22 protein-coding genes are annotated in these 25,544 nt (G+C 71.5%); 7 read left to right on the top strand and 15 right to left on the bottom strand.

What is annotated here, in order from left to right:
* The first annotated feature begins 377 nt into the window (after positions 1 to 377).
* Positions 378 to 1,571, top strand: coding sequence for a pyridoxal phosphate-dependent aminotransferase (locus tag ELQ39_RS14620; RefSeq protein WP_242592147.1), 1,194 nt, complete (start codon positions 378 to 380; stop codon positions 1,569 to 1,571).
* Between the two features lie 17 nt (positions 1,572 to 1,588).
* Here the strand turns inward: ELQ39_RS14620 and ELQ39_RS14625 are convergent, their stop codons facing one another.
* The 3 genes from ELQ39_RS14625 to ELQ39_RS14635 all read right to left on the bottom strand — a co-directional run bounded on the left by ELQ39_RS14625 (position 1,589) and on the right by ELQ39_RS14635 (position 3,679).
* Entirely contained in the window at positions 1,589 to 2,422 is an 834-nt protein-coding gene (locus tag ELQ39_RS14625) for a hypothetical protein (RefSeq protein ID WP_242592148.1), read from the bottom strand.
* Positions 2,423 to 2,676: 254 nt separating this feature from the next.
* Positions 2,677 to 2,808 (bottom strand): DUF397 domain-containing protein, encoded by a 132-nt coding sequence (locus tag ELQ39_RS14630; RefSeq protein ID WP_225625603.1) that lies wholly within the window; start codon positions 2,806 to 2,808, stop codon positions 2,677 to 2,679.
* Complete coding sequence (locus ELQ39_RS14635) at positions 2,765 to 3,679, bottom strand: helix-turn-helix domain-containing protein (RefSeq protein ID WP_242592149.1); 915 nt, start codon at positions 3,677 to 3,679, stop codon at positions 2,765 to 2,767. The genes ELQ39_RS14630 and ELQ39_RS14635 overlap by 44 nt, the downstream gene beginning before the upstream one ends.
* Positions 3,680 to 3,855: 176 nt before the next feature.
* Between ELQ39_RS14635 and ELQ39_RS14640 the strand changes: the two genes are divergently transcribed.
* Both ELQ39_RS14640 and ELQ39_RS14645 read left to right on the top strand, forming a co-directional pair.
* Positions 3,856 to 4,326 (top strand): ATP-binding protein, encoded by a 471-nt coding sequence (locus tag ELQ39_RS14640; RefSeq protein ID WP_225644580.1) that lies wholly within the window; start codon positions 3,856 to 3,858, stop codon positions 4,324 to 4,326.
* 103 nt (positions 4,327 to 4,429) lie between these two features.
* Entirely contained in the window at positions 4,430 to 5,092 is a 663-nt protein-coding gene (locus ELQ39_RS14645; protein WP_242592150.1) for an SCO4225 family membrane protein, read from the top strand.
* 153 nt (positions 5,093 to 5,245) lie between these two features.
* Here the strand turns inward: ELQ39_RS14645 and ELQ39_RS14650 are convergent, their stop codons facing one another.
* Complete coding sequence (locus tag ELQ39_RS14650) at positions 5,246 to 5,776, bottom strand: YbjN domain-containing protein (protein ID WP_033274795.1); 531 nt, start codon at positions 5,774 to 5,776, stop codon at positions 5,246 to 5,248.
* Between the two features lie 190 nt (positions 5,777 to 5,966).
* Positions 5,967 to 8,564, bottom strand: a complete 2,598-nt coding sequence (gene clpB, locus ELQ39_RS14655; RefSeq protein ID WP_242592151.1) for an ATP-dependent chaperone ClpB — start codon at positions 8,562 to 8,564, stop codon at positions 5,967 to 5,969.
* Positions 8,565 to 8,697: 133 nt separating this feature from the next.
* On the opposite strand from clpB, the gene ELQ39_RS14660 reads away from it, so the two are divergent.
* Positions 8,698 to 9,114, top strand: coding sequence for a pyridoxamine 5'-phosphate oxidase family protein (locus tag ELQ39_RS14660; protein ID WP_190004641.1), 417 nt, complete (start codon positions 8,698 to 8,700; stop codon positions 9,112 to 9,114).
* A 167-nt stretch (positions 9,115 to 9,281) separates the two neighbouring features.
* On the opposite strand, the gene ELQ39_RS14665 is transcribed toward ELQ39_RS14660, so the two are convergent.
* Positions 9,282 to 9,617 carry a hypothetical protein gene (locus ELQ39_RS14665; RefSeq protein WP_190004640.1) on the bottom strand — a complete coding sequence of 112 codons (336 nt, stop codon included), beginning with the start codon at positions 9,615 to 9,617 and terminating at the stop codon, positions 9,282 to 9,284.
* A gap of 2 nt (positions 9,618 to 9,619) precedes the next feature.
* On the bottom strand, positions 9,620 to 9,775 hold the full coding sequence (locus ELQ39_RS14670) for a hypothetical protein (protein WP_190004827.1): 156 nt from the start codon (positions 9,773 to 9,775) through the stop codon (positions 9,620 to 9,622).
* A 155-nt stretch (positions 9,776 to 9,930) separates the two neighbouring features.
* Between ELQ39_RS14670 and ELQ39_RS14675 the strand changes: the two genes are divergently transcribed.
* Both ELQ39_RS14675 and ELQ39_RS14680 read left to right on the top strand, forming a co-directional pair.
* Positions 9,931 to 10,926 carry a helix-turn-helix transcriptional regulator gene (locus tag ELQ39_RS14675; RefSeq protein ID WP_190004639.1) on the top strand — a complete coding sequence of 332 codons (996 nt, stop codon included), beginning with the start codon at positions 9,931 to 9,933 and terminating at the stop codon, positions 10,924 to 10,926.
* Entirely contained in the window at positions 10,923 to 11,921 is a 999-nt protein-coding gene (locus ELQ39_RS14680) for a LuxR C-terminal-related transcriptional regulator (protein WP_242592152.1), read from the top strand. Before ELQ39_RS14675 ends, ELQ39_RS14680 begins: the two co-directional genes overlap by 4 nt.
* Here the strand turns inward: ELQ39_RS14680 and ELQ39_RS14685 are convergent.
* The 7 genes from ELQ39_RS14685 to ELQ39_RS14715 all read right to left on the bottom strand — a co-directional run bounded on the left by ELQ39_RS14685 (position 11,884) and on the right by ELQ39_RS14715 (position 19,743).
* Entirely contained in the window at positions 11,884 to 12,915 is a 1,032-nt protein-coding gene (locus tag ELQ39_RS14685; RefSeq protein WP_190004637.1) for a helix-turn-helix transcriptional regulator, read from the bottom strand. The two genes, ELQ39_RS14680 and ELQ39_RS14685, sit on opposite strands and share 38 nt — an antisense overlap.
* A gap of 138 nt (positions 12,916 to 13,053) precedes the next feature.
* Positions 13,054 to 14,160: a substrate-binding domain-containing protein gene (locus tag ELQ39_RS14690; RefSeq protein ID WP_225625607.1), complete on the bottom strand. Its 1,107-nt coding sequence runs from the start codon at positions 14,158 to 14,160 to the stop codon at positions 13,054 to 13,056.
* Positions 14,161 to 14,433: 273 nt separating this feature from the next.
* Complete coding sequence (locus ELQ39_RS14695) at positions 14,434 to 14,886, bottom strand: heat shock protein transcriptional repressor HspR (protein ID WP_006134641.1); 453 nt, start codon at positions 14,884 to 14,886, stop codon at positions 14,434 to 14,436.
* 4 nt (positions 14,887 to 14,890) lie between these two features.
* Positions 14,891 to 16,063: a molecular chaperone DnaJ gene (gene dnaJ / locus ELQ39_RS14700; protein WP_190004635.1), complete on the bottom strand. Its 1,173-nt coding sequence runs from the start codon at positions 16,061 to 16,063 to the stop codon at positions 14,891 to 14,893.
* 36 nt (positions 16,064 to 16,099) lie between these two features.
* Complete coding sequence (gene grpE, locus ELQ39_RS14705) at positions 16,100 to 16,771, bottom strand: nucleotide exchange factor GrpE (RefSeq protein ID WP_190004634.1); 672 nt, start codon at positions 16,769 to 16,771, stop codon at positions 16,100 to 16,102.
* Positions 16,768 to 18,612: a molecular chaperone DnaK gene (gene dnaK, locus ELQ39_RS14710; RefSeq protein ID WP_006134637.1), complete on the bottom strand. Its 1,845-nt coding sequence runs from the start codon at positions 18,610 to 18,612 to the stop codon at positions 16,768 to 16,770. The genes grpE and dnaK overlap by 4 nt, the downstream gene beginning before the upstream one ends.
* Positions 18,613 to 18,705: 93 nt before the next feature.
* Positions 18,706 to 19,743, bottom strand: coding sequence for an undecaprenyl/decaprenyl-phosphate alpha-N-acetylglucosaminyl 1-phosphate transferase (locus ELQ39_RS14715; protein WP_242592153.1), 1,038 nt, complete (start codon positions 19,741 to 19,743; stop codon positions 18,706 to 18,708).
* 329 nt (positions 19,744 to 20,072) lie between these two features.
* Between ELQ39_RS14715 and ELQ39_RS14720 the strand changes: the two genes are divergently transcribed.
* Entirely contained in the window at positions 20,073 to 22,355 is a 2,283-nt protein-coding gene (locus tag ELQ39_RS14720; RefSeq protein WP_190004632.1) for a (Fe-S)-binding protein, read from the top strand.
* Positions 22,356 to 22,417: 62 nt separating this feature from the next.
* Here the strand turns inward: ELQ39_RS14720 and ELQ39_RS14725 are convergent, their stop codons facing one another.
* Entirely contained in the window at positions 22,418 to 25,321 is a 2,904-nt protein-coding gene (locus tag ELQ39_RS14725; protein WP_242592154.1) for an AAA family ATPase, read from the bottom strand.
* Between the last annotated feature and the right edge of the window lie 223 nt (positions 25,322 to 25,544).

Raw genomic sequence — 25,544 nt, forward strand, 5'->3', positions numbered from 1 at the left:
CTCCTCCGGAGGACGATCCACAGCTGTGGCCGCCCCCGCTGTCCCCGGCCCACCAGCCGCCGGAGTCCCCGCCGGTGTGCCCGCCGGAGTAGCCGCTTCGGCGCCTCGACCCCGCTCCGGAGCCCCGGGACGCCCGCACCGCGAACGTCACGAGCAGGACGAACCCGCCGACCAGGATGATGCCGACGATCATGGCGTCACCCTCCTTCCGTGTCCCCCCGTGATCCCCCATGGCATCCCCCGTGGGTGCCCGGCTCACGGTGTGACCGGGACATGCCCTCCCCGTTTCCCGGCCAAAGCAGAGTTGAGCAACTCCAGAGGTTTCACACGCTCGCGTCGGTGCGGGCGAGTTGAGGACGTCCCCGATCCGGCGGAGGATGGCCCGCATGACCTCCAGTGATCGTCCTCTTCTCAACCGTCGGCTCGCGGAGTTCGGGACGACGGTCTTCGCCGAGATGTCGGCGCTGGCCCTGCGCACCGGGGCCATCAATCTCGGGCAGGGATTCCCCGACACCGACGGCCCCGAGGAGGTCAGGGAGGCCGCCGTGCGGGCGCTGCGGGACGGGCGCGGCAACCAGTACCCGCCGGGCCCCGGCATCCCCGAGCTGCGCACCGCGGTCGCCGCGCACCAGCAGCGCCGGTACGGCCTGTCCGTCGACCCCGACACCGAGGTGCTGGTCACCGCCGGCGCCACCGAGGCGATCGCCGCCTCCCTGCTGGCGCTGGTCGAGCCGGGCGACGAGGTGATCGCGCTGGAGCCGTACTACGACTCCTACGCGGCCTGCATCGCCATGGCCGGCGGCACCCGCGTCCCCGTCACGCTCCGCCCCGGCGAGGGCCGCTTCCGCCTCGACCTCGACGAGCTGCGCGACGCCGTCACCGACCGCACCCGGCTGCTGCTGGTCAACACCCCGCACAACCCGACCGGCACGGTCCTCACCCGTGAGGAGCTGGCGTCGATCGCCGAGCTGGCCGTCGAGCGGGACCTTCTCGTCGTCACGGACGAGGTCTACGAGCACCTCGTGTTCGACGGCGCCGAGCACATCCCCCTGGCGTCCTTCCCCGGTATGCGGGACCGCACGGTCACCATCTCCAGCGCGGGCAAGACCTTCTCCTTCACCGGCTGGAAGGTCGGCTGGATCACCGCCTCACCGGAACTGGTCACGGCCGTCCGCTCGGCCAAGCAGTACCTCACCTACGTCTCCGCGGGCCCCTTCCAGTACGCGGTCGCCGAGGCGCTCGCCCTGCCCGAGTCGTACTTCACCGGCTTCCGCGCGGACATGCTCGCCAAGCGGGACGTCCTCGCGGCGGGTCTCGAGGAGGCCGGGCTGACCGTCTACCGCCCGTCCGGCACCTACTTCATCACCGCCGACATCCGCCCCCTCGGAGAGTCCGACGGCGTCGCCTTCTGCCGCGCCCTCCCGGAACGCGCGGGCGTCGTCGCCATCCCCACGGCCGTCTTCTACGACCACCGGGACATGGGCGCGTCCTTCGTCCGCTTCGCCTTCTGCAAGCGGCGTCACGTGCTGGAGGAGGCCGCGGCGCGCCTCAAGAACGCGGGCACTCGCTGAACTGCCGGACCGAGAGGTCAGGCGGCGGCCGGCAGCCCCGTCCGGGCCGAGCGGCAGTCGCGGCAGTGGCCGGGGCCGGGTGCGCGGAAGGCGCGGTCACAGCCGTCGCAGGTCTGGAGGGGCGGCACGGCCGGGCGGGCGGCCGGTGCCGGGGGCGGCGGGGCGGGGAGCGGGGTCTCGCGGAGGCGGAAGGCGAGAAGGCCCGCCGGGCGGGTCAGGAAGCGGTCGGGGAGCCCTGTCGTCAGCGTTCTGGTGATCTGGGCGGGTGCCACACCTGCCGCCAGCCACGCGGTGACGGCGGGCGCCAGCCGCACGGCCTCCCGTTCGGACAGCACCAGGCGTGCATCGGCGTGCCGGAGGGACGCCAGGACGGCGACGGCCTCCGGGTCCGCGTCGGCGAGCGCCACCGACGGCTCCTCCCGCGCGGCCACGGCGGGGGGCTCGTCCGCTGCGGGCGGCACAGGGGGTTCCGGCGGGCCTTCCGGGTCCGGCTCCGGGGTCCCGCCGGGGACGTCGTAGAAGTAGGTCCGCGTACGGATCTGCCCGGACGGCGTGCGCTCGCGGCGGCGCTCCAGGTATCCGGCCGCCTCCAGCTCCCTCAGCGCCCGCGAGATCAGGATCTCTCCCTCGGTGAAGTGCGCGCACAGGGCGGCGATGGTCACGGGGGTGCCGCTGGGGAGGGACAGGATGTACACCGCGACGCCGACGGTGACCGCGCTGCCGCGCCGCTGCGCGAGGGCGTTGGCGACCACGGTGAAGTCGGCCGTGAGACGGGTGCGGACGTGGATCACACCGGAGCGCGGAGCACCGGCGTCGGCGCGCAGGCGCGCGTTAGACTGCGGGTCAGCCATCGGGAAGGCGCTACTTCCTGATCGGTCAGGCCCTCGTTCGGGATGCCAGTCCCGGCCGGGGGCCGTCACTTTTTGCGGTTGTCGCGGCGAACGTAACGGCCCGTGTCCCGCACCCGCAAGCCGGTCACCCGCACGAGTGAAGCGCGCCGTCCGGCGGGGAGGGTGGGCGGGCGGGTAGTTCTTTCACCCGGTTCTTTGGGGAGGTCAGCGGCCCACCGGACCCTCGCGGACGAGGAAGCGGTGGGCCGCTCCGCTCAGGGACGGCGGGACTTCAGGTCGCCCATGAAGGCGGCCCAGGAGGCGGCCGGGAAGCAGAGGGTCGGCCCCTGCGGGGCCTTGCTGTCACGGACGGGGACGAGGCCGGGGAGGCCGTCGGCCACCTCCACGCAGTCGCCCCCTTCCTGATTGCTGTAGCTGCTCTTGCGCCACACGGCGACGCTCAGATCGGGACGGGACGTTCGCTCCACGGTGGTTGTCCTCCCTCACGGATCGGATCATGTCGAGCGACATGAGCGGGGGCAGAGCTGCCGCCCGCAGCCGATCGTAGGTCAGCGCGAGACTCGCGACCTCGTCCGGTTCTTCGACGAGTTGGCCGTGGTGCGCGCCTTCCGTGTAGGCGACCTCCCTGCCGTCCGGCATGGTGAGGACCGTCAACGAGCCGCCCATGACTTCGTGCTCCCCCTGGTCGAACGGCAGTACTTGCACGGTGATGTGGGGCTCCGCCCCTGAAGCGAGCAGCCGCGCCAACTGTTCGCGCATCACCGGTGACCCGCCGACCGGGCGCCGGAGCACCGCCTCGTCGAGTACGACCCACAGCTCCGGCCGATCCGGTGTGCTGAGGCGTTCCTGTCGTCCCATGCGGAGGGCGACACGCTCCCGCAACTGCTCCTCGTTGCTGAGCGTTCGGCCGACTTTGAGCACAGCCCGCGCGTAGTCCTCCGTCTGCAACAGACCCGGCACCACATGGGCCGCGTACTGGCGAACGGCCACCGCCCGCTCCGAGTACTCCATGAACTTCCGCGACCAGTCCGGAAACGCCTCCCGGTACACGTACGGCCACAGCTCGACCAGCAGGTCGTCCGCGCCCAGCGCCGCATCCAGCGACCGGGCCAGCTCCAGCGTCGGCTTCGCCCCCGACGCCCGCTCGATCTGGGTGATCCGGGTGCTCACCACGTGGGTCAGCGCGCCGAGTTCGGCCTGCGTGAGTCCGGCCGCCGTCCGCAGTCTCCGCACCCGCGCGCCGAACAGCGCGGCCATCGACGCACTGGGGTCAATTCCGTTGGCCAAAGCGTCACTTCCGTTCCTTATGGCCTGAATGGTAAGCCCGCTCCCCCTGTTGAGCGTAGGCCGGAATGACGGATCCTGACCACGGAAAGTGACAAGTCGTACACAACGCGAAATCACCGGCTCGACGGAGAAGGACGGAACACGCCGTGCTCACACGAACCATCGCCCAGGACCGGGAACTGCCGACGGCCACCGCACAGTTCCCCTCCTCCCCGCACGGCGCGCGGCTCGCCCGGCGGTTCGCCGTGCGGTGTCTGGAGGAGTGGGGCCACCCGCCGGCGTCGGACGTGTCGTGCACGCTCGCCCTGGTCGTCGGCGAGCTGGCGGCGAACGCCGTGCGGCACGGGCGTGTGCCGGGCCGGGACTTCGGAGTGCGGCTCGTGCTCGACGAGACGGCGGGCCTGGTCCGCGCGGAGGTCGCGGACGCCGCCGCGGACAAGAGGCCTCCCCTGGCCACCCCCCTGGTCCCGCCCGAGGGCGAGTCGGGCCGGGGCCTGCTGCTGGTGGACGTCCTGGCCGAGCGCTGGGGCTGGGAGCCCCGGGAGCCCGTGGGCAAGACGGTGTGGGCGGAGTGCGCGCTGGAGGGGACGGCCCGGCCCCGACGGAGACAAGGGTGAGTGCCGTCGCGCCGGTGAGTGAGTACCGGTACTCATGCCGGGGCACGGCCCCGCCCGTCACCGTGGTGATCACCGACCCGTACCGGCTCAGGAAGGGCCTTCGATGCCGACCTCTCCCCGCTTCAGCCCGCGGCGCCTCCTCGCACTCGCCACGGACAGCCTGCCCGCCCGCGCCTACCTGGGCCTTGTCGCCCTCGGCGTCGTGGTGCTGTTCCTCGCCCCCGACAGCCCGTACGCCATGGCGCCGTCGCTGCTCACCGCGCCGCTCTCCTTCCTGCCCGTGTTCCTGCCCGTCGGGGCCGGTGCGGCGGGCGGCGGGGCGGCCGAGGTGGCGGCGGCCGTGCTGTACGGCGGGTGGCTGCTGCTGTGCGCCCTGGTGAACGCAGCCGCGTTCGGCGCGCTCGCCCGCAGACCGGACCGGGCACCGGACGGGGCGCCCTCGCCGCGCCCGCGACGGGCGCTGCTCGCGGCCGCCGTGGACAACTGGCCCGCGCGGGTCTACGTCGCCGTGGTCGCGGCGGCCCTGGGCACCTTCCTGTACGCCGTGCTGCTGTCGCCCGACCCCGGGTTCGCGGGTATCTGGCCCCTCATCGCGGCGGCGCCGCTCAGCTTCCTCGCCGTGGCGGTGTCGGCGCCCGCCGAGTACTCGCTCCCCTGGCTGGGCACGCTGGTCTTCACCGCCGGCGTGGTCCTGGCCGGCCTGGTCAACGCCGTGCTGATCGGACGCCTCGCCCGCACGGTCAGGAGCACGCCGACGCGCGGCTGACCCCACGGCGGGCTGCGGGGGCCTGGACAGTCACCGGAAACGGGCACGAGAGAGCCCGGCACCGCGACCGGCCACCTGGGCCGGCCTCCGGGCCGGGCTGGGCTCCCTTACGGCGCGCGCCTGGCCGGCGCCGCCGCTCGCGCGCGAGGGCGCTTACGCGTCGTCGTCGGGCTTGTCCGCGTCGTTGATCTCCTGCTCCAGGCCGAGCTGCTCGACGAGCCACTTGTCGAACTCGATGGCCGCCCGCACCCAGCTGACCGTCGAGGAGACGAAGTGCTCCAGGCTGACGCCCATGCCGATCAGCATCTGCGCCTCACCGATGAGACGGACCGTGCCGTCGTCATGCGTGTGCGTGTACACCTTGGGCCACAGCGTGCGGCGGTTCCAGTCGTCGACGGACTCGAGCAGCGCGGGCTTCTCGTCGATCTGGTGCGGCCGGTCGTAGAACGTCCGGACGGAGAAGATCTGCTGGTCGCCTTCCCCACGGAACATGAAGTACGTGCGGAACTGCTCCCACGGCGCCGCGAGGTCACCCTCGTCGTCGACGACGTACTTCAGCTCCATCTGGTCGAGGAGCTGCTTCACGAGGTCCTGATCCGGGACGACGGGGCCCGCCGGTCCTTGGGGCTGCGGCTCGGGCTGCTGGCCCCCGAAATTCGGAATCGAGGACGGGTCGATGGTCACCGTGAATTTCCCTTCGTACGGATCCCGCCATCCTCCCCCATGCGGGGAGGGGGGTGGCAAGCCCCGACGGGCCTGTCAGCCGAGGGCTGACTCGATCCGGTCAGGTCCGGGGTACCCGGAAAGGCCGCGGGCCCAACGTGCGCGCGGGAGATCCGCACGTCACGTCGGGCCCGGCAACCGGAATCGTGACTCAGAGTGTCTTGCCCGTGGCGGGGCCGACGATCAGCTCGTCCCCGAAGCGGTCCACCCGGACCGTGTCGCCGTCCTTGATCTCTCCGGACAGGATCTCCTTGGCGAGCCGGTCGCCGATCGCGGTCTGCACCAGCCGACGCAGCGGCCGTGCGCCGTACGCCGGGTCCAGACCCTCCTCGGCCAGCCACTGGAGCGCCTCGGGCGTGACGTCCAGGGTGAGCCGCCGCTCGGCGAGCCGCCGCCCGAGCGCCGCGATCTGGAGCCCCGCGATCCGCTCCAGCTCGGCCTTGGTGAGCGCGGAGAAGACGACCAGGTCGTCCAGGCGGTTGAGGAACTCCGGCTTGAACGACGCCCGGACCACCTCCAGCACCTGCTCCCGCTTCTCCGTCTCGGAGCTGACCGGGTCGACCAGGTACTGGCTGCCCAGGTTGGACGTCAGCACCAGGATCGTGTTGCGGAAGTCCACCGTGCGGCCCTGGCCGTCGGTGAGGCGGCCGTCGTCCAGCACCTGGAGCAGGATGTCGAAGACCTCCGGGTGCGCCTTCTCCACCTCGTCGAGCAGCACCACGCTGTACGGCCGGCGCCGCACCGCCTCGGTGAGCTGGCCGCCCTCCTCGTAGCCGACGTAGCCGGGGGGCGCGCCGACCAGACGGGCGACGCTGTGCTTCTCGCTGTACTCCGACATGTCGATGCGGACCATCGCCCGCTCGTCGTCGAAGAGGAAGTCCGCGAGCGCCTTGGCCAGCTCCGTCTTGCCGACACCGGTCGGGCCGAGGAACAGGAAGGAGCCGGTGGGCCGGTCGGGGTCGGAGACGCCCGCCCGCGAACGCCGCACCGCGTCGGAGACGGCGCGCACGGCCTCGGACTGCCCGATCAGCCGCTTGCCGATCTCGTCCTCCATGCGCAGCAGCTTCTGCGTCTCGCCCTCCATCAGACGTCCGGCCGGGATACCGGTCCAGGAGGCGACGACGTCGGCGATGTCGTCCGCGCCGACCTCCTCCTTGACCATGGTGTCCTTCGCCACCTCTTCCTCGGCCTCGGAGGCGGCCTCCAGGTCGCGCTCGACGGCCGGGATCTCGCCGTAGAGCAGCTTGGAGGCGGTGTCGAAGTCGCCGTCGCGCTGGGCGCGTTCGGCCTGGCCGCGCAGCTCGTCCAGCTTCTCCTTCAGCTCACCGACCCGGTTGAGGGACTGCTTCTCCTTCTCCCAGCGGGCGGTGAGACCGCGCAGCTCCTCCTCCTTGTCGGCGAGGTCGCGGCGCAGCTTCTCCAGGCGCTCCTTGGACGCCTGGTCCGTCTCCTTGCCGATCGCCAGCTCCTCCATCCGCAGCCGGTCCACGGCGCGCTGCAGCTCGTCGATCTCGACGGGCGAGGAGTCGATCTCCATACGCAGCCGGGAGGCGGCCTCGTCGACCAGGTCGATGGCCTTGTCCGGCAGGAAGCGGGAGGTGATGTACCGGTCGGAGAGAGTGGCCGCGGCGACCAGGGCGCTGTCGGCGATCTGCACCTTGTGGTGCGCCTCGTAGCGGCCCTTGAGGCCGCGCAGGATCGCGATGGAGTCCTCGACGGACGGCTCGGCGACCAGCACCTGCTGGAAGCGCCGCTCCAGCGCCGGGTCCTTCTCGATCCGCTCGCGGTACTCGTCCAGCGTGGTCGCGCCGACCATGCGCAGCTCGCCGCGCGCCAGCATCGGCTTCAGCATGTTGCCGGCGTCCATCGCGGAGTCGCCGCCGGCGCCCGCGCCCACGACGGTGTGCAGCTCGTCGATGAACGTGACGACCTGCCCGTCGGACTCCTTGATCTCCGCGAGCACGGTCTTCAGGCGTTCCTCGAACTCGCCGCGGTACTTGGCGCCCGCGACCATCGCGCCGAGGTCGAGCGCGACCAGCCGCTTGTTCTTCAGCGACTCGGGCACGTCGCCCTTGACGATCCGCTGGGCGAGGCCCTCGACGACGGCGGTCTTGCCGACGCCCGGCTCACCGATCAGCACGGGGTTGTTCTTGGTACGGCGGCTCAGCACCTGCACCACCCGCCGGATCTCCTGGTCCCGTCCGATGACGGGGTCCAGCCTGCCCTCGCGGGCGGCGGCGGTCAGGTCGGTGCCGAACTTCTCGAGGGCCTTGTACTGGCCCTCCGGGTCGGGAGTGGTCACCCGGCGCGTCCCCCTCGCCCTCTGGAAGGCCTCCTGCAGCTTGTCCGCGGTGGCGCCCTGCCGGGACAGTACCTCCCCGGCGGCCCCGCCCTTGGCGGCGATGCCGATCAGCAGGTGCTCGGTGGACAGGTACTCGTCACCGAGCTCCCGGGCGCGGGACTGCGCGTCCGCGACGACGGCGAGCAGCTCACGGTTGGGCTGGGGCGGCGCCACCGTGGATCCGGTGACGCTCGGCAGCCCGGCGAGGACACGCTCGGCCCCGGCGCGTACGGCGGCCTGGTCGGCGTCGACCGCGGCGAGCAGGTCCGTGATGTTCTCGTTCTCCTGCCCGGCGAGCAGGGAGAGCAGCAGGTGCGCGGGGGTGAGGTCGGGGTGCCCCTCGGTCACGGCCCGGTTGCCGGCGGCGGCCAGTGCGTCCCGGCTCCGGTTGGTCAGCTCGGCGTCCACGTGTCCGTTCTCCTCCTTGGTGCCCTTCGGTGACCCTCGGCGTCCGTCTGTCTGACTCCGCCAACGTCCACAAACTTGAGTCTATTCCACTCAAGGTAGTTCCCGCGAGGGCTTCAGGGCTAAGTTCCGGGGCATGACCCTCACGTATTCGGTGGATCCGGGCGATCCGGACGCCTCCTATCTCAGCTTCTGGCGCGAGCGGCACCTGTGCACACTGACCACGCTCCGCCCGGACGGCACCCCGCATCTGGTACCCGTCGGGGTCACCTACGACCCCGGGCAGTTGCTCGCCCGGGTGATCACCAACCGGAGCAGCGCCAAGGTCCGCCATGTCCGGGCGGCCGGGGACGAGGGAGCGCCCGTCGCGGTCTGCCAGGTCGACGGCCGCCGGTGGGCGACGCTGGAGGGACGCGCGCGGGTGCGCACGGAGCCGGACCGCGTCCAGGACGCGGTGGAGCGGTACGCGGAGCGGTACGGGCGGATGCCGGGGCCCAACCCGGACCGGGTCGTCATCGAGATCGCGCTCACGCGGGCGATGGGACGCGGGTGAGCAGTGGTGTGATCACCACCGCGACACGACGGCTTCCGGCCATCACCCGACCCGGCGGATACCCGGAAATGTCGCCCAAAACTGCAGCGGCGTCACCGTGTTCAGGTCACGGTGACGCCGCTGCGGGGGGAAGCACCTGCGCGATCTTTTACGACGGGGGAATCGCGTCAGGCACTGCGGGGGGTGGCCGAGATGGTCCGGGGGACCAGGGAGTCGGGCTCCACCTGCCGGTGGTCCCGCTGGTCCAGGTTCACAAAGATCATGCCGTACCGGATGGCACACCGGACGGGCTTCGGCGCGCCCCTGGGCCGGCGCAGGCACCGGTAGGCCCGCACGTCGCCGTCCTCGTCGCGGGTGACGACCACGGGCTCACCGAAGACGGTCACCATCAACGAGTCGCCGCTGTGGGGGATGGCGGTGACCAGGTCGATGAAGTGCCATCCGGACCGGTAGGCGGTCGCCATCTCGCGCCGGAACGAACGGTCGTCGGGTGGTGTGGTCATCATCAGTCCCAGGTGCTGTCGGCCGGGAAGGCCAGCGGCTCTTGGTCGACGGACTGGGAAGACAGAGCGCTGCCCACATGGTGTGCGTCGCTCTCCGCGTCGGAGAGGCCGGCCAGGGTGCCGAAGGCCACAACGGCGGAGAAGGCGGCGACAAGCACCGAGCGAAGCATTCTCTTACGCATAGTCGGCTTCGTCCTCACTTGAAGGTCCCCTCTTCCCCCGTCAGATAAGACGATGGCTCATTCAGGCACGTCATGGCCACACAATCGGTGCATCATGTTCCTGCACGTTCAGGACCCTGGGGGGTGGAGATTTGGCTACAAATGGGACTAAGGCGACACATCCCCATTCGGTGACCGAGCTGTGCCCGGAGGGGAGCCGCCTCTACGCGGACGCCCTCCGCGCCGGACGCATCTCGCGCACGGACGCCGAGCCGGCTCCCTGCCTGATGGAACTGGCCCTTCTCCACCCGGACCCCGACGACCCGACGCGGCTGCGGCCCGTCCCTCCCTCGGTGGCCCTGGCCCAGCGACTCAACCCCATCGAACGCGAGATCACCGAGCAGCGGCGCATGTCCATCATGCTCGCCGAGGCCTTCGAACCGTTCATGGACATCACCACGCAGGAGACCAGCCCCACCCACTCCATCACCGTGCTGGAGGGCCTGGACCGCATCAACTCCGCGCTCGACCTGGCGATCTCCCAGTGCCACTCCGAGATGCTCACGGTGCAGCCGAGCGCCCACCGCCGTCCCGAGAACCGGCTGCTGGAGGCGCTGGAGCGGGACAGGCCGCTGATCGAGCGCGGGGTACGCATACGGACCCTCTACCAGCACACGGCTCGCTTCAGTCCGGACCGGCTCGCCTACATCGACCACTTCACCGACGGCAAGGTGGAGTACCGCACCATCGACGAGCTCGTCGAACGGCTCATCATCTGCGACGAGAGCGTCGCCTTCATCCCCATCAGGGAAGACCGCCAGGTGGCGTTGGAGCTCCGCCACCCGGGGCTGGTGCGCTACCTGATCAAGGTCTTCGAGTTCATGTGGAACCGGGCCGTTCCGCTGACCGCCGGCGCTCCCTACGAGACGGCGCCCGACGGCATCACCAAAATCCAGCACTCCATCGCCAAGTTGCTCGTGGAAGGGCACGTCGACGAGGCGATCGCCCGGCGCCTCGGCATGAACGTCCGCACGTGCCGCGCCCACATAGCGAAGCTGGCCACCGCACTCGGCAGCGGCAGCCGCGCTCAACTGGGCTATCTCATCGCCCAGTCCGGGATCCTCGACCAGGACGGCGGACCCCGGTGACCGGCGCCCCGCACGTGGAGCACGGAGCGGACGAGCTGTGCCCGGCGGGGACCGGGCTGTACGAGCGGGCGCTGCGTGAGGGGCGGCTGGACGCGGACGAGGGCCGGACGGCGCCCTGCGCGGTCGACCTGGGCCTGCTGCGGCCCGCTGTGGACGACCTGGGCACCCTGGAGCCGCTGCCCCCCGCGGTCGCCCTGCAACGGCTGCTGCGCCGCTCCGGGGAACGCATAGCGGCGGAACGGCGCCGGGAGGAGTGGCTGGCCGAGACGTTCCAGGCGCTCATGGGCTCCGGCGACGGGCCGGACGGAGAGGCGAGCACGCCCACGCTCTCCCTGCTCAGCGGCCTGGAACGGATCAACGGAGCCATCGCGCAGGCACTGGTGGAAGGCACGCGGGAAGTTCTCTGCATCCAGCCGCCGAACAACTACCAGACGTCCGAGTACGCGAGGACGGCCCAGGCCGCCGCCATGGTCCGCGACCAGCAGTTCCTCGACCGGGGCGGCAGGATCCGCGTGATCTACCCGCACACGCAGCGGCACATCCCCCTGGTCGTCGCCCGGTACGAGCAGCTGAGGGGCGACGCCCAGGCCCGCACCATGGACGAGGTCACCGGCCGCATGATCATCGTGGACCGCACGGTCGCCTTCATCCCCGGGGACGACGACGGGAACTCCGACATCGCGCTGGAGGTCCGGCACACGGCGGTCGTCGGCTATCTGGTGAACATGTTCGACCGCTTCTGGCGGCTCGCCACCCCCATGCACCCCCAGACCGTCCAGCCGCCCTCCCTGGGCGGTGTGACGGCCCGGCAGCGGGCCATCGCACGGCTGCTGGTCGAGGGGCACACCGACGCCGTCATCGCCGACCGGCTGGGCATGAACATCCGCACGGCGCGCGTCCACATCGCCAAGCTCGCCGCGACGCTGGGCAGTCAGAGCCGGGCCCAGCTCGGCTACCTCATCGGGCAGTCCGGGATTCTCGACCGGACACAGTGACCGCGGGGCCCCGGGGCTTGTCCAGCCCCGCCTGTGCGATCCGCACTCCCAGCTGCGTGCGGCTCGCCGCCCCCAGCGTCTCCGACAGGCGGGCGATGTGGGCGCGGCAGGTGCGGACGCTGATGCCCAGGCGCTCCGCGATGACCGCGTCCTGGTGGCCCTCCGCCAGCAGCGCCGCGATGGACTGCTCGCGGTGCGAGATGCCCTCGATGCCCGTGTCGGGGAGCGGCGCGGTCAGCGGGATGGCGAGCCGCCACAGCCGCTCGAAGACCGTGCCCAGGTACTCCACCAGCGCCGGATGGCGCAGCTCCAGAGCCATCGTGCGCTCGGCGTTGGCGGGGATGAAGGCGACCGTGCGGTCGAAGAGGATCAACCGCTCGATGACCTCGTCCAGCGTGCGCGCCTCCACCGCGTCGCCCATCAGCTCCAGATAGCTGAGCAGCCCGTGCCCGTGCCGGGCGACATGGGTGTACAGGTCCCGCATCCGCACGCCCCGCCCGCGCAGCGCCATCGCCCGGTGCAGGCCCTCCGACAGCTCGGCCTCGCGCCGGATGCCACCGGGCTGGACGGTGAGCACCTCCGTGGTGCACGCCTGCGTCGCCTCGTCCATCGCGGCCTGGATACGGGCCAGTCCGTCCAGCACACGGATCGCGGGGCCCTCCGAAGGCCCGCCCGGGGCCGGCACCTGGCGGCCGAGACCGGCGTACCACTCGAAGGCGGCGACCGCCGAGCCGACCCGGCGCTGACTCGCCCTCACCTCGTCGTACATGCCGCGCAGCAGCCGGGTCATGACCTCCTGCGGGGAGGTGGGGACCAGCCAGTCCATGTCGTCCGGGTCGGGGTGCAGCAGGGCCAGCTCCAGCAGGCAGGGCACCCGCTCGGCCTCCCGGCGCGGCAGCCGTCCGCGCCGTACGGCCCGGGAGTACACGCGGTCCCCGGCCTCGCACAGTCGGTCAGCACCGTGCGGATGCTCGTCCGCCCCGTGCCCGGCCATCGCCCATCCCACCCCCGGTTCAGCGTCTTTCCGCAGCGCAACTATGCGCGGCCGGAACCTGCTGTGCAACACGGGACCGGCCACCGCACCGGCCCGGGGGCCGGCCGGTGGCCGGATTCGTACGGAGACGTACGGGGGTTACTTGAGCCCGATCTCCGCGCAGGCGTCCTTGAAGTCGCCGGCGCAGATGTCGGACACCTCGTAGAAGCCGTCGGCGAGGACGGTGTCCTCGAGGTTGTCCTGGGTCAGCGCGACCACCGGCACCAGCTGCGCCGGGATGTCCTGGTCGGTGGGGCTGTCGACGCGGTCACGGGTGAGCGCGTCGAACTGGATGTCCCGGCCCTGGACCTTCGCCACGGCCATCTCGGCGGCGTTCTCGGCCTCTTCGGGGTAGGACTTGTAGACGCTCATGTACTGCTCGCCGGTCACGATCCGCTGCACCGCGGCGAGTTCCGCGTCCTGGCCGGTGATGGGCGGCAGCTTGGTCACGCCGGCGGCGCGCAGCGCCTTGACGATGCCACCCGCCATGCCGTCGTTGGCGGAGTACACGCCCTCGATGTTCTCCAGGCCGATCTCGCTGATCGCCTCTTTCATGTTCTTCTCGGCGTTCTTGGGGTCCCAGTCCTTGGTGTCGAAGGACTTGGCGATGGTGACCTTGCCCTTGAGCTCGGACAGCGCACCGGCCTTGAACTGCTTGGCGTTGGGGTCGGTGGACGAGCCGTTCATCATCACGATCTTGTCGGTGATGCTCAGGTCGCCGCCGAGCGCCTCCAGCAGGGAGCGTCCCTGCACCTCGCCGACGAGGGAGTTGTCGAAGGAGATGTACGCGTCGATCGGGCCCTCGGCGAGCCGGTCGTAGGCGATGACCGGGATGCCGGCCTCCTTCGCCTTGGAGACGCTCTCCGCGATGCCGTGCGAGTCCACCGCGTCCAGCACGATGACGTCGACCTTCTTCTCGATCATGCGCTGCATCTGGTCGGCCTGCTTGTCCGCGTCCGCTTCGGCGTTGGCGTACTCGACCTTGCCCTTGTTGTCCGTGAGCGCCTCCACCTTCTTCTTGAAGATGGGGTAGTCGAACTGCTCGTAGCGCGTGTTGGCCTTCTCCGGGAGGAGCAGACCCACCGTGATGTCGTCGCCCTTGACCGGGCCGGCGTCGTCGCTGCTCCCTGTCGCGTCGAGCATGCCGCAGCCGGCGAGCGTGACGGACATGGACACGGCGGCCACGGATATGGCGATACGACGCATGCGAGGGCTCACTTCAGGTGCGTTTTGGACGTGGGCACAGCTTTGCGGCCCATGTGACTGAAAAGCCAACGCTTCGGCGACCATCGCGTCAAGAGGCAGCCACTTAACGAGATGAACACGACACGGTGCGCTGAACTCGTGAAAGTCCTGCGGACACGCCGAGGGGATCACCTGGACACGCAGGCATACCATAGCCACAGGTGTGCTCGTGGATAAGAGAAGGGGCCCGTGGGTTCTGCGAACCCACGGGCCCCTCTTCGCCTTCGCGCGCCGTCAGTCGGACTGCTGCTGGCGCTTGGGGCGCCAGACCACCAGCGCGCTGGTCTGCTGCACCTCCTGGTAAGGCACCAGGTCACGGCGGTACGAGGCGTGCACGGCGGCCTCGCGCTGACGCATGGCCGCCGCCGCGCCGTCGAGCGCGTCCTCCAGTTCGGCCACCCGGGCCTGGAGGGCGGCGACCTGGTTCTCCAGTTCGATGATGCGCTTGATTCCGGCCAGGTTGATGCCCTCGTCCTGCGACAACTGCTGCACCTGACGGAGCAGTTCGATGTCACGGGCCGAGTAGCGACGGCCCCGGCCGGCCGTACGGTCCGGCGACACAAGTCCCAGACGGTCGTACTGACGCAGCGTCTGCGGGTGCAGCCCGGAGAGCTGGGCCGCCACCGAGATGACGTAGACCGGGGTGTCCTGGGTCAGTTCGTACGGGTTGCGTCGACGGCCGTCCATCGCATCAAGCTCCCTTCGCGGCCTGGAACAGCTCCGCCCGCGGATCCTGGTCCGCGGTTGCCTCGCGATACGCCTCAAGGGCGTCACGAGCCTTCCCCGACAGGTCCTTGGGCACACTCACCTCGACGGTGACCAGCAGATCACCGCGGGTGCCGTCCTTGCGGACCGCGCCCTTGCCGCGGGCGCGCAGGGTGCGCCCGTTGGGTGTGCCCGGCGGCAGCTTCAGCGTCACCGGCGGACCGCCCAGCGTCGGGACCCGGATCTCGCCCCCGAGGGCCGCCTCGGGGTACGTCACCGGCACCGTGACCGTCAGGTTGTCGCCCTTGCGGCCGAACACCGGGTGGGCGCCGACGTGCACGACGACGTACAGGTCGCCCGCGGGGCCGCCCCGCTCGCCGGGCGCCCCCTTGCCGCGCAGCCGGATCCGCTGGCCGTCGCTGACGCCCGCGGGGATGCGCACCTGCATCGTCCGCGAGGACTTGGCCCGCCCGCTGCCCTTGCAGACCTCGCAGGGCTCCTCCGCGATCAGGCCGCGGCCCTTGCAGTCCGGGCAGGGGTCGGTCAGCGAGAAGCCGCCGCCGGAGCCCCGCGCCACCTGTCCGGTGCCGACGCAGGTCGGGCACACGCGCGGTGTGCCGTTCTTGTCGCCGGTGCCCGAACAGGCTTTGCAGGGCGACTGCGACGACATCCGCAGCGGGACGGTCGCGCCCTCGATGGCCTCGGTGAAGCTCAGCGTCACCTCGGACTCGATGTCCTGGCCCCGGCGCGGCTGGGTCCGTGTGGTCCCCGGGCCGCCCCGGTTGAACAGGCCCCCGAAGACGTCACCGAGGCCGCCGCCGAAGCCGCCCGCCTGGCCGCCGGCCTGACCTCCGAAGAGGTCGCCGAGGTCGAAGTTGAAGGTGCCGCCGCCCGCGCCCGGCCCCGGGCGGAACCCGCCGTTGCCGAAGAGGGCGCGCGCCTCGTCGTACTCCTTGCGCTTCTTGGGGTCGCCGAGGACGTCGTTCGCCTCGGAGATCTCCTTGAACCGCTCCTCCGCCTTGGCGTTCCCCTTGTTGGCGTCCGGGTGGTACTCGCGGGCGAGTTTCCGGTACGCCTTCTTGATCTCGGCCTCGGTGGCGTCCTTGGGGACGCCGAGGACCTTGTAGTAGTCCTTCTCGATGAAGTCCTTGGTGCTCATCCCCGACGTCCCTCCTTCCCTGCGTCAGCTATAACGTCAGCCCTCCTCCGGGCCACCGTTCTCCTTGTTCTCCCCGTCGGCCTGCGCCTCGGTGCCCTCCTCGGCCGGCAGGGCCGTCTGCGCGCCGGGCTGCGGCTCGGCGACGGCCACCCGCGCGGGGCGGATGGTGCGCTCGCCGATGCGGTACCCCGGCTGCAGAATCGCCACGCACGTCGTCTCGGTGACGTCCGGCGCGTAGGAGTGCATCAGGGCCTCGTGGATCGTCGGGTCGAAGGGCTCGCCCTCCTTGCCGAACTGCTGGAGGCCCAGCTTGGCCGCCGTGGTCTCCAGCGACTCCGCGACCGACTTGAAGCCGCCGACCAGCTCGCCGTGTTCACGGGCGCGGCCGATGTCGTCGAGCACGGGCAGCAGTTCGGTCAGGAGATTCGCCACGGCGGTCTCCTTCACGGCTGCCCGGTCCCGCTCGACACGGCGGCGGTAGTTCTGGAACTCGGCCTGGAGGCGCTGGAGGTCCGCGGTGCGCTCGTTCAGCGCGCTGCGGGCCTGGTCCAGCTGGGCCACCAGAGCGGCGTTCTGCTCGGTGTCCCCGGCCGGGGCCGCCTCGTCCTCGGGAGAGGGAGCGGCGGCCTGCGGCTCGGCGTCGTCGGACGGTGCGCCGGAAGGGACATCGGGCTGCTGCTCGTCGAAGCCCGGGGTCTCTTCCGTCACGCCGCACCGTCCTTCCGGTCCTCGTCGACGATCTCGGCGTCGACGACGTCGTCGTCGGCCTTGGCCTCACCCGCGCCGGCGGAGGCGCCGCCCGCGGCCTGCGCGCCCTGGGCGTCGGCGTACATCGCCTGGCCCAGCTTCTGCGAGACGGCGGCGACCTTCTCGGTGGCCGTGCGGATCTCGGCGGTGTCCTCGCCCTTGAGCTTCTCCTTCAGCTCGGCGACGGCGGCCTCGACCTCGGTCTTGATCTCGCCGGGCACCTTGTCCGCGTTGTCCGTGAGGAACTTCTCGGTCTGGTAGACGAGCTGCTCGCCCTGGTTGCGGGTCTCGGCGGCCTCGCGGCGGGCGTGGTCCTCCTCCGCGTACTTCTCGGCCTCCTGGCGCATGCGCTCGACCTCGTCCTTCGGGAGCGACGAACCGCCGGTGACGGTCATCTTCTGCTCCTTGCCGGTGCCGAGGTCCTTCGCCGTGACGTGCATGATGCCGTTGGCGTCGATGTCGAAGGAGACCTCGATCTGCGGGACGCCGCGCGGCGCCGGCGGCAGACCGGTCAGCTCGAACATGCCGAGCTTCTTGTTGTACGCCGCGATCTCGCGCTCGCCCTGGTAGACCTGGATCTGCACCGACGGCTGGTTGTCCTCGGCCGTCGTGAAGATCTCGGAACGCTTGGTCGGGATCGTGGTGTTGCGCTCGATCAGCTTGGTCATGATGCCGCCCTTGGTCTCGATGCCGAGGGACAGCGGGGTGACGTCGAGCAGGAGGACGTCCTTGACCTCGCCCTTGAGGACACCGGCCTGGAGCGCGGCGCCGATGGAGACGACCTCGTCCGGGTTGACGCCCTTGTTGGCCTCCTTGCCGCCGGTCAGGTCCTTGACCAGCTCGGCGACGGCGGGCATACGGGTCGAACCGCCGACCAGGACGACGTGGTCGATCTCGCTGACGGAGATGCCGGCGTCCTTGATCACGTTGTTGAACGGGGTCTTGCAGCGCTCGAGCAGGTCCGCGGTCAGCTGCTGGAACTGGGCGCGGGTCAGCTTCTCGTCGAGGTGCAGGGGGCCCTCGGCGGAGGCGGTGATGTAGGGGAGGTTGATCGAGGTCTCGGTGGACGAGGACAGCTCGATCTTCGCCTTCTCGGCGGCCTCACGCAGACGCTGCAGCGCCATCTTGTCCTTGGCCAGGTCCACGCCGTGACCGGCCTGGAACTGCTTGACCAGGTAGTCGACGACGCGCTGGTCCCAGTCGTCACCACCGAGGTTGTTGTCACCGTTGGTGGCCTTCACCTCGACGACACCGTCGCCGATCTCCAGGAGGGAGACGTCGAAGGTACCGCCACCGAGGTCGAAGACGAGGATCGTCTGGTCGTCCTTGTCGAGGCCGTACGCCAGGGCGGCGGCCGTCGGCTCGTTGACGATGCGCAGCACGTTCAGACCGGCGATCTCGCCGGCCTCCTTGGTCGCCTGGCGCTCGGCGTCGTTGAAGTACGCGGGGACGGTGATGACCGCGTCGGTCACCTTCTCGCCCAGGTACGCCTCGGCGTCCCGCTTCAGCTTCTGCAGCACGAAGGCGCTGATCTGCTGCGGGTTGAAGTCCTTGCCGTCCAGGTTGATCTTCCAGTCGGTGCCCATGTGGCGCTTGACCGACCGGATGGTCCTGTCGACGTTGGTCACGGCCTGGCGCTTGGCCACCTCACCGACCAGCACCTCACCGTTCTTGGCGAAGGCGACGACGGAAGGCGTGGTCCTGGCGCCCTCGGCGTTGGTGATGACGGTGGGCTCGCCGCCCTCCAGAACGCTGACGACGGAGTTAGTCGTGCCCAGGTCGATGCCGACCGCACGTGCCATTTCGATTCCTCCAGCTGACTTGAGTGGAACAGACTCAAGCATGCATGACGGCCGCCGTCGGGTCAACAGAGCTGAGTCGAGCAGACTCAACTCTTATCCGCTCCTTACACGCAACCGCTCGCTGACCTGCGACGACGCGCTGGCGACACGTTGACGCGGACGAAAATAGGGGGTGACGGGACGCCTCACGAGCATCAGGACGAGCACCGCGGCGGCCACCGCGACCCACCACGCCGCCCCGGCGGACAGCCTGCCGGTGTGCACGCACACCGCGACCAGCACCCCTGCCGCCGACCCGGCGCCCAGCAGCACCGGCACCGCGCGGGGCGCGAGCCCCAGCCGCCGCAGCCGGTGCCCGAGATGGTCGGGACGCCCCCGGGTGACCGCCCGGCGGTCGAGCAGCCGGCCGAGTACCACCAGGACCGCGTCCGCACACGCGATCGCCGTCAGCGCGTACAGCACGGCCGCCCCGGCTCCCATTCCCTGCCCCGCCCGCACGAAGACCGCCGACGAGGCCAGCAGGAATCCGGTGAACAGCGCGCCGGCCGCCCCCAGGCCCGCCCGCGCGGGGAACCAGTTGTGCAGCAGGAACCCGGCGAGCGCGGCCGCCAGCACGCCCAGCAGGGCGGCGAGACCGTCCATCAGCTCGGCCGTGGCGCACGCGGCGACCCCGAACGCGCCCACCGCGCCGATCGCGCCGGCCAGCCCGTCGGCGTGGTCCAGCCCCCGGAAGGCGGTGGTCGCGACCGCGATCCACGCCACCGCCGCCGCTCCGGCGACCACGCCGGTCTCCTCGTACGGCACGACGAAGGCCGCGGCGACCGCCGTGCCGGCCGGCGCGACCCACCACCGCAGCCGCCGGAGGTCGGCCGCCAGCCCGAGCAGGGCGACACAGCCGGCCGCCGCGACCAATCGGCCGACCCCGGCGCCCAGCGGCAGCAGCCCGGCGGCGTCGGCGCCTGCCGCGACCAGAACGGTGGCCGGCGCGACGGCCGTTCCCCCGGACAGCGGCAGGGGCCGGCGCCGCCTGCGGTCGGTGATCCCGAGACGCAGGGCGGGGGTCCGCAGCACCCCGGTGAGGAGGGCGGAGAGCAGCAGTGCGGTGGCGGCGGCGGCGATCCCGTAGAGCACGGATATAAGTTAGGTGCGTATCGACTGATTTGGCGTGAATAACACGATCGGATCCCGGACGCCATCCGGGACGGTCCCTGAGGCCCTCACCGAGCACCCCCCACGGGCGCACGGCGCGCGTGCACACCTCGCCCGCATAGGCAACCCTCAGCGATTCAGATCACCCCGCGCCCGGCTACAGTGCGGCCTGAGATGGGGGTAGTCTCAGACGAACTGCATAAGTTACCGCTTAGTAATCTCGGGGAAGCCGAACGGAAGCCGGACGGCACACCCCGGTGAACCCCCCGACAAACCGCCCCCTGAACCCCTCGCAGGCCCGAGGAGCCCCCATGCAACTCGCCGCGATCATCGTGTCGCTGGTCCTGACCGTGGTCGGCGTTGCGCTGCTCGCACGCGCGATCGGCCAGTTCGTCCGGTACTTCAAGCTGGGCCAGCCGGTCCCGGCAGGCACCCGGACCGACAACCCCTACCAGCGCAGTGTGACCCTGGTGCGGGAGTTCCTCGGCCACACCCGCATGAACAGGTGGGGCATCGTCGGCATCGCCCACTGGTTCGTCGCCGTCGGCTTCCTGACCCTGCCGCCGACCCTCGCCCAGGCCTTCGGCCAGCTCTTCCAGGCCGACTGGGTGCTCCCGGTCATCGGCGACTTCCTGCCGTTCGAGATGTACATCGAGTTCATCGGTGTCATGACGGTCCTGGGCATCGCGGTGCTCATCGTGATCCGTCTGCTCAGCCTGCCGTCCCGGCCCGGCCGCAAGTCCCGCTTCACCGGCTCCAAGGCCGGCCAGGCGTACTTCGTCGAGTACGTGATCCTCACCATCGGCCTCGCCATCTACGTGCTGCGCGGCCTCGAGGGCGCCCTGCACCACGTCGACGGCTACTCGGCGTCGTACTTCGCGTCGTACCCGCTGGTGCAGGCCTTCGACGGGCTGTCCGTCGGGACGCTGCAGAACCTGGTCTACCTGACCGCGATGATCAAGATCGGGACGTCGTTCGTCTGGATGATCGTCGTCTCGCTCAACACCAACATGGGCGTGGCCTGGCACCGCTTCCTCGCCTTCCCCAACATCTGGTTCAAGCGCAACGCCGACGGCTCCACGGCGCTGGGCGCCCTGCAGCCGATGACCTCCGGCGGCAAGCCGATCGACTTCACCGACCCCGGTGACGACGACGTCTTCGGCGTCTCCCAGGTCGAGCAGTTCTCCTGGAAGGGCCTGCTGGACTTCTCCACCTGCACCGAGTGCGGCCGCTGCCAGTCGCAGTGCCCCGCCTGGAACACCGGCAAGCCGCTCTCCCCGAAGCTGCTGATCATGTCGCTGCGCGACCACGCGCACGCCAAGGCCCCGTACCTGCTGGCCGGCGGCGGCAAGACCATGGAGGGCGAGGAGAAGGCGTCCGAGGAGCAGCTGGCCGGCGTGCCCGCCGCCGCCCTCGCCGAGGCCGAGCGCCCGCTGATCGGCACCGCCGAGGAGAACGGCGTCATCGACCCGGACGTCCTGTGGTCCTGCACCACCTGCGGCGCCTGCGTCGAGCAGTGCCCGGTGGACATCGAGCACGTCGACCACATCGTCGACATGCGCCGCTACCAGGTGATGATCGAGTCGGCGTTCCCGTCCGAGGCGGGCACGATGCTCAAGAACCTGGAGAAGAAGGGCAACCCCTGGGGCCTGGCGAAGAAGCAGCGCCTGGAGTGGACCAAGGAGGTCGACTTCGAGGTCCCGGTCGTCGGCAAGGACATCGAGGACCTGTCCGAGGTCGAGTACCTGTACTGGGTCGGCTGCGCCGGCGCCCTGGAGGACCGCGCCAAGAAGACCACCAAGGCCTTCGCGGAGCTGCTGCACATCGCGGGCGTCAAGTTCGCGATCATGGGCGGCGACGAGAAGTGCACCGGCGACTCCGCCCGCCGCCTCGGCAACGAGCCCCTGTTCCAGGAGCTCGGCATGGAGAACGTCATGGCGCTGAACATGGCGTTCGGCGAGGAGACGGACGACGAGGGCAAGGTGACCGAGGAGTCGCGCAAGCCCAGGTCGGCGAAGAAGATCGTCGCCACCTGCCCGCACTGCCTCAACACCCTCGGCAACGAGTACCCGCAGCTCGGCGGCGACTACGAGGTCATCCACCACACGCAGCTGCTCCAGCACCTGGTGGACGAGGGCAAGCTCATCCCGGTCACCCCGGTCGAAGGGCTCATCACCTACCACGACCCGTGCTACCTGGGCCGCCACAACAAGATCTACACGCCTCCGCGCGAGATCATCGGCAAGGTCCCGGGCCTGCGCAACGAGGAGATGCACCGCCACAAGGAGCGGGGCTTCTGCTGCGGCGCGGGCGGCGCCCGGATGTGGATGGAGGAGCGGATCGGCAAGCGCATCAACAACGAGCGCGTCGACGAGGCCCTCTCCCTCAACCCGGACATCATCTCCACCGCCTGCCCGTTCTGCCTGGTCATGCTGACCGACTCGGTCAACGGCAAGAAGAACGAAGGCAAGGCCAAGGAGTCGACCCAGGTCGTCGACGTGGCCCAGCTTCTGCTGGAGTCGGTCAAGACCCCGATCGACCCGGCGGGCGAGGAGGAGTCGGAGCCGGCGCCTGAGCCGGAGCCCGTGAAGTAACCCACGCCGCGCAGCGGAGGGGCCGCCCGTAAGGGCGGCCCCTCCGCCGTTTCCGGACCCCGTCAGCCGGCACGGGCCGCGGGGCCGTACGGGGCCGGGGGGAGGGCCGCAGGAAGTTCCGTGCGGCGGGTGATGCCCAGTTTGCGGTAGGCCGCCGTCAGGTGGGTCTCCACCGTGCGGCGGGCCAGGTGGAGTGCGGCCGCTATCTCCGCGTTGGTACGGCCCTCGGCCGCCAGACCGGCGATGCGGCGTTCGCTGTCGGTCAGGGCCTCCGGGCCCGTGCGGGGGGCGCCGGGGCGGCGGGCGCCGCCCTCGTGGAGGAGGTCCTCCGCCACACGGCGCAGCCGCACCGCGCCGAGACGCTCCGCGTGTTCCACCGCCTCGTGCAGCGCCTCCCGTGCTTGGGAGCGCTCCCGAAACGCGAGCAGCAGCCTTCCGTGCGCGATCAGCGCGGCGATCAGCTCGGCCCCGCCCGGCGCCGCCCGCAGCAGTCCGACCGCCCGCGCCGTGAGCCGCAGACCGCGCCGGCCGCCCGTCGCCTCTCCCAGCGTCCGCAGCGCCCGGCCCCGTACCCGCGCCGTGCCCCACACCTCGGCGAGCCGGGTCTCCTCCTCCGCCAGCGCCAGCGCCTCGTGCGGCCTGCCCAGCGCGAGAAGGCACTCGGCGGCGCCCACCCGCCACGGCGACAGCACGGACAGGTGCGCCTCCCGGGACGCCTGGCGCCGCCCGCACTCCAGGAAGTCCTCCAGCGCCCGATCAGGCTGCCCGGACGCCGCCCGCAGCACCGCCCGCGCGTACAGGAAGCGGTGCGTGCGCCAGGAGTCCGGCGCGGTCCGCAGGTCGAAGCCGTCCACCAGCCGTGCGGCCTCCTCCCGCCGCCCCGTCTCCACCAGCGCGATCACGGCCTGGGTGTGCGCGCTGGTGGGGCCGGGCCCCGAGGACCACATCCTCGCGGTGCGGGCGTGCGGCTCCGCCAGGACGGCGTCCCAGTCGGCGCGGGCCGCCGCGACGTCCACCCGCATGTCGGTGAGGATGTGGTGCATCGGGTGCAGCAGGAACGACGCCAGCGGGTCCAGCGCCCGCCGCACCAGCCGCTCGGCCTCGTCCAGCTCGTCCGCCCATTGCGCCACGAGCGCGGCCATGCCGTACAGGAACGGCACGGCGACCGGGTCGGCCGGGCCCTCGGAGAGCACGCGGATCCGCTCCATCGCCTCCCGCGCGGAGATCAGCCCGGCCGTCGCCCCGTGCCGTACCGCCAGCATGCGGTGCGCCGCGTCCAGCAGGTCGGGCCCGCCACCGTCCGGCCCGGGCGGGGGCGGCTCCTGGCCCGCGCGCACCGCGTGCGGGGTGGCGTCGGACAGCAGCACGGCGACCGCGCGCAGCGTCCGCACCGTAGCGGGACGCCCCACGAGCCGCTGTTCCTCCTCCCGCAGCATCCGCCGCGCCTCCGTGACGTCCCCGCTGCGGGCCATCGCGGTGGCCAGGGCGACCGTCGCCCGCAGCCGGTCCCGTGAGTCGCCGGGCAGCCGGACGGCCTGGGCGAGCCGGGGCAGTCCGCCGGACGGATGAGCGGCGCATTCCAGGGAGCCGAGCTGGATGAGGACGGTGGCCCGGCGGACGGGCTCCATCGGCTCGTCCAGGGCGCGCCGCAGGAACGCCGCCGCGCAGCGCGGCCGGTCGGCGCGGACCTCCTCGGCCGCCGCGTCCAGCAGCACGTCGACCGCCCACGGCTCGGCCACCGCGGCCCCGTGGTACAGGTGCCAGGCCACGGAGCCGACCGGCGCGCCTTCGCGCATCAGCTCCTCGGCGGCGGCCCGGTGCGCCTCCCTGCGGCGCCCGCTGGTCCAGCCGCTGAGCACGGCGTCCCGCAGCAGCGGATGGGCGTACCGGTGGAGTCCGTCCGTGTCCCGCCGCAGCAGACCGAGACGGGTCATCGCGGTGAGCCAGCCGGTCACCCGGTCCGGGTCGGCCTGCGCCATGCGGGCGACGGTCCGCGCCTGGGTGGCGCGGCGCTCGTCGGGGCAGTGTCCCGGGCACCAGTCCCGCCGGGGCCCGGCGCCGTCCCCCGCCCGCTCCGGGGTGCGGGCGGCGTCCGCCCGGTCCGCCTCACCGCTCTCCAGCACGGCCAGGCAGCGGGCGACCCGCGCCGTGGCCCCGCCCGCGCCGGCCAGCCACCACGAGACGACGTCCGGGTACGCCCCCGGATACAGCGCGGCGCAGGTGTCGGGCAGCGCGGCCGACGAGGACTCCGAGGCGGACGCCGTCCAGGACGACAGGTCGTGCAGCAGTGCCCGCAGCAGCAGCGGGTTGCCCGCCCCCGCGCGCACGCAGTCCGCCACCCGGCCGGGCTCGGCGTCCGGGAAGGCGGCCCGCACCAGATCCGCGGCGGCTCCGGCGCTCAGCGGGGCGAGGGTGTGGGTGTGGACGAGGGCCGGGGACAGCCCGTGGGCGAGACCGTGCCCGGCCGGGTCGATGTCGTACTGGCTGCGCTCGGTCACCACGAGCAGCACGGGCAGCCCGTCGACGAGGCGGGCCGCCTCCGTGAGCCAGCGGCGCGAGGCCGCGTCGGCGGCGTGCACGTCGTCGACCGCGACGAACAGCGGGCCGCGCCGCGCGTACGTCTCCAGCAGCCGCCACAGCAGCGCCCCCTGCGTCCGCCGGTGCTCGGCGGGGGACGTTCCCGCCGCCGCCGGCGGCTCCCGGAGGAGGTCCGCGTCGGCGCCGAAGAGCTGCCGGGCGACGCCCCATTCGGCGCCGCCGTCCTCCAGGGTGACGCGCGCCCGCAGCACCCGCATCCCCTGCCCGGCCGCCTGCTCGGCGGCGGCGCCCAGCAGCGCGGTGCGTCCGGTGCCGGTGGCGCCGCGCAACAGGACGAGACCGCCCGCGCCGGCACGGGCGCGTTCGCCCCGCTCGGCCAGCAGGCGCAGGGCGTCGTCCCGTTCGCTCAGGGGCTCTGCTAACGGCAAGGGTTCCTCCTGGGCCGGGTGGATCGTGGGAGGGGGACGGCGTCACGTCGGACACCGGCCCCGGTCTTGAGGACGCGGAAAAGGGCGTGAGGGTGCCCCGACGGGCGTACGGAAGCGGCCTGTTGAGGCAGAAAGTGAACGTGAGGTGTGTATCCGTGCCGCGGGTATGGACGCGGTGCACCGGGTCGTGTTCCATGCGCGCAGAACCGTGACCAGGTCACGG

The organism is Streptomyces sp. GB4-14, from assembly GCF_022696125.1.
GTDB classification, from domain to species: domain Bacteria; phylum Actinomycetota; class Actinomycetes; order Streptomycetales; family Streptomycetaceae; genus Streptomyces; species Streptomyces werraensis.